This is a genomic window from Arthrobacter sp. I3, assembly GCF_000520575.1.
GTDB classification, from domain to species: Bacteria; Actinomycetota; Actinomycetes; order Actinomycetales; family Micrococcaceae; genus Arthrobacter; species Arthrobacter humicola_A.
Window position 1 is genome coordinate 41,255 of sequence record NZ_KI914914.1, and the last position, 3,283, is coordinate 44,537.

Genomic DNA, 3,283 nt, shown 5'->3' on the forward strand with positions numbered 1-3,283 from the left:
GCCAGCCGCTCCCATGCGGCCAGCCCGCGCTCCTGGGTGCGCCGTTTCAGCATCGCCACGACTTCGGGGGGATCGGCGTCCGAACGCAGTTCCTGGAGCCGCTGCACGCCCGCCGCCGTCGCCATCTGCATCAGCGACGCCTCGTTGAGCGCGTCCTCGCGCGGGTCCGGTCCCTTCACGTGCAGCAGCCGGACCAGGGCCGGGAGCGTGAAACCCTGCAGGGTCAGCGTGCCGGCCACCACCACGAGGGCCATCAGGATCAGGACCGACCGGTGCTCCAGCTCCGCGGGCAGGACCAGGACGGCGGCCAGCGTCACCACGCCGCGCATGCCGGCCCAGGAGACAATCGCCGCAAACTGCCAGGGCGGCGCGGGATCCTTGCGCCGGACCACGGGAATGAGCCGCGGCAGGTACGTTGCGGGGAAGACCCAGACCGGACGCAGGACCAGCACGGCCAGCAGCACGGCGGCACAGCCGAACCAGATCCGTTCCGGCCCCAGCGAGTCATCCCGGACGCCCTCGATGATGGTCCGGACCTGCAGCCCGATCAGGAGGAAAACGGAGTTCTCCAGCAGGAACTGGACCGTGTGCCAATTGCTGCGCTGGCTCAGCCGGGCCGCCCCGTTTGGCATGGACGGCGCCTTGGTCCCCATGATCAGGCCGGTGACGACGACGGCCAGGACGCCGGAGGCGTGGATCGCTTCCGCCGGGAGGTAGGCCACAAGCGGGGCGATCAGGGAAGTGGAAGTGTTGATGGCCACGTTGCGGATCCGCTTGCGGAGCGCGGTGAGCACGAAGGCCGCGGCAACGCCCACCGCCACGCCCCCGCCGGCCGCCAGGACGAAGCCGCCGGCAATCTCCGCGGCGGAGACAGCTCCGGCGATCGCGGCGATGGCAGCACGCAGGCAGACCAGCGCCGTGGCGTCGTTGACCAGCGATTCGCCCTCCAGGATGGTGACAACCCTGCGGGGCATGCCCACCTTTCGCGCAATCGCCGTCGCAGCCACGGCGTCCGGGGGCGCCACGACGGCGCCCAGGGCCATGGCGGCCGCCAGCGGGATCTCGGGAAACAGCCAGGCGACCACCAGCCCGATGCTGACGGTGCCGAAAATGACGTAGCCGACCGACAACAGGCCGATGGAGCGGCGGTTGGAACGGAAATCGAACAGCGAGGTCTGCAGCGCCGCCGCATAGAGCAACGGCGGCAACAGCCCGACCAGAACGATTTCGGGGTTCAGCTCGATGGTCGGAACGAACGGCAGGAACGAGCACACCACGCCGGCCAGCACCAGCAGCAGGGGGACGGAGATGTTGATCCTTTGGCCCAGTGCGCTGCAGGCACAGACGATGGCGACGAGGGCCAGCAGCCCGAAAGCGACTTCCATGGGCCCATTCTCTCAGCTTCCCGTCCTGTGCCGGCGGGGTCCCTGCAATGCATCATCAGCTTGCTTACGACTTGGCGGCTTTCTAGAGTTAGGTCTGCAAACCAAGTGGGACACTGCGCGCGGCGCCGGCACTGAACGAATGTTGCCCGGCCCGCGCCCGGCACGAGGAGGACACATGTCAGAGCACAATCTTTCCGGCAAGAAGGTCGCGTTCCTGCTGACGGACGGTGTGGAGCAAGTGGAGCTGACCAGCCCGTGGGATGCCGTCAAGGAAGCCGGCGGCGTGCCAACCCTGGTCTCGCCGAAGAGCGGAGAGCTGCAGGGCTATGACGGCACCGAAAAGGGGCTGCGGTTCGCCGTCGACCTCGCCGTGGGGCGGGCCGACGCCGCCGATTTCCACGCCCTGGTCATCCCCGGCGGCGTGGTCAACGCCGATCACCTCAGAGTCGACAAGGAGGCCCAGGCGTTCACGCGTGCCTTCTTCGAGCAGCACAAGCCCGTCGCCGCCATCTGCCACGGCCCGTGGCTGCTCATCGACGCCGGCGTGGTCAGCGGCAGGAACCTGACCTCCTACCACACGCTGCAGACGGACCTGAAGAATGCCGGCGCGATCTGGACTGACGAGGAGGTCGTGGTGGACCAGGGCCTGGTGACCAGCCGCAGCCCGCGTGACCTTCCGGCCTTCAACGCCAAACTCCTTGAGGAAATCGCCGAAGGCGAGCACGCAGGCCAGACGCCATAGCCGCAATCCCGCCGCAGCGTCCGACGGCGGCACCGGCCGCCGTCGGACGCTCTCGGCCGGCCGTTCACCTGCTTAGTCGCGGGCTGCCCGGTTCCGCGGCCGGAGACCTACCCACGCTGTTGGTTTTGCGGCAGGATATGCCCTGTACCGTGCACCGTCGTCGTTGCCGCCCGGCCGGCGCCCCCAACAGCAAGGAGTTTCGGACATGACTACGCTCAATCCCTACCTCGGCTTCCGCGACAACGCGAAAGACGCCATGACCTTCTACCAGTCGGTGTTCGGCGGGGAACTGACCATGAGTACCTTCGCCGAATACCACGCCAGCGAAGACCCGGCGGAGCAGGAGAAAATCATGCATGCCCAGCTCAGGACCGACGCCGGCATGGTGCTGATGGGCGCGGACACGCCCAACAGCATGGACTACACCGCGGGCAACAACTTTTCCGTGTCCCTGAGCGGATCCAACGAAGCTGAGCTCCGCGGCTACTTCGACAAGCTGGCCGATGGCGGCACAGTCGCCATGCCGCTGGAGAAGGCACCCTGGGGCGACGTCTTCGGCATGTGCAAGGACAGGTTTGGCGTGGACTGGCTGGTGAACGTCGGCTCCGAGCCCGCCTAAATCGGGCCCTCGGCCGCGCCGGCAGTAAGGGCTATCCTGAATGCAGCCAGGACAGTGCAAGCGCGAGTCCATCCCCTGGCCAAGGGAGCCATGCAATGACCGAGAAGCTGCACCTCAGCCCGGAAGATGACTTCCCGGAGGATCTCAGCAAGTTGCCGGACAAGGATCTTCAGGTCCTCGACAGCCAAGTCGAGCGCCAACTGGACTATGAGTACGTGGTGGAGGGCGAGCCGAATCCGGAGACGGAGTTCCGGCACTATGACCTCGATGAGGAGTTCGAGGAGCGGGACAAACGGGACAACTGATCCGCCGGATCATCCTGAAGGGCCGGCTGCCCCGCACGGCGTCAGGGTTCTAGCCAGCAGGCTTACTAGACTGGGCTGACCACCCGGCGACGAAACGAGCCCTGCATGACCCCGGCAGCTGCCTCGCGGTCCCTCCTGTAACCGTGCTCCCCGCCGCGGTCGTTCACAGCATGACCGGTCCGGTCCGCCTGGAGATTTCAGCCGCGGGCCACGCCGGCCACGTCTTCGCCTC

4 protein-coding genes are annotated in these 3,283 nt (G+C 67.2%); 3 read left to right on the forward strand and 1 reads right to left on the reverse strand.

Annotation, left to right across the window (positions count from 1 at the left end; all coding sequences use genetic code 11):
- Window positions 1-1,385: cation:proton antiporter (locus tag Y706_RS24145; protein WP_043435307.1), on the reverse strand; the 1,385-nt coding region annotated here is incomplete at its 3' end.
- A gap of 175 nt (window positions 1,386-1,560) precedes the next feature.
- On the opposite strand from Y706_RS24145, the gene Y706_RS0107495 reads away from it, so the two are divergent.
- The 3 genes from Y706_RS0107495 (at window position 1,561) to Y706_RS0107505 (ending at window position 3,051) form a co-directional block, all read left to right on the forward strand.
- Window positions 1,561-2,127 (forward strand): type 1 glutamine amidotransferase domain-containing protein, encoded by a 567-nt coding sequence (locus Y706_RS0107495; protein WP_028276111.1) that lies wholly within the window; start codon window positions 1,561-1,563, stop codon window positions 2,125-2,127.
- A gap of 205 nt (window positions 2,128-2,332) precedes the next feature.
- Window positions 2,333-2,746 (forward strand): VOC family protein, encoded by a 414-nt coding sequence (locus tag Y706_RS0107500; protein WP_028276112.1) that lies wholly within the window; start codon window positions 2,333-2,335, stop codon window positions 2,744-2,746.
- Window positions 2,747-2,841: 95 nt separating this feature from the next.
- A complete protein-coding gene (locus Y706_RS0107505; protein ID WP_028276113.1) occupies window positions 2,842-3,051 on the forward strand; it encodes a hypothetical protein in 210 nt (69 codons plus the stop codon).
- Window positions 3,052-3,283: the final 232 nt, after the last annotated feature.

Bases quoted from the DNA above. Each gene is read 5' to 3' on its own strand.
- Y706_RS0107495 (WP_028276111.1), top strand. From the start codon at position 1,561: ATGTCAGAGCACAATCTTTCCGGCAAGAAGGTCGCGTTCCTGCTGACG.
- Y706_RS0107500 (WP_028276112.1), top strand. From the start codon at position 2,333: ATGACTACGCTCAATCCCTACCTCGGCTTCCGCGACAACGCGAAAGAC.
- Y706_RS0107505 (WP_028276113.1), top strand. From the start codon at position 2,842: ATGACCGAGAAGCTGCACCTCAGCCCGGAAGATGACTTCCCGGAGGAT.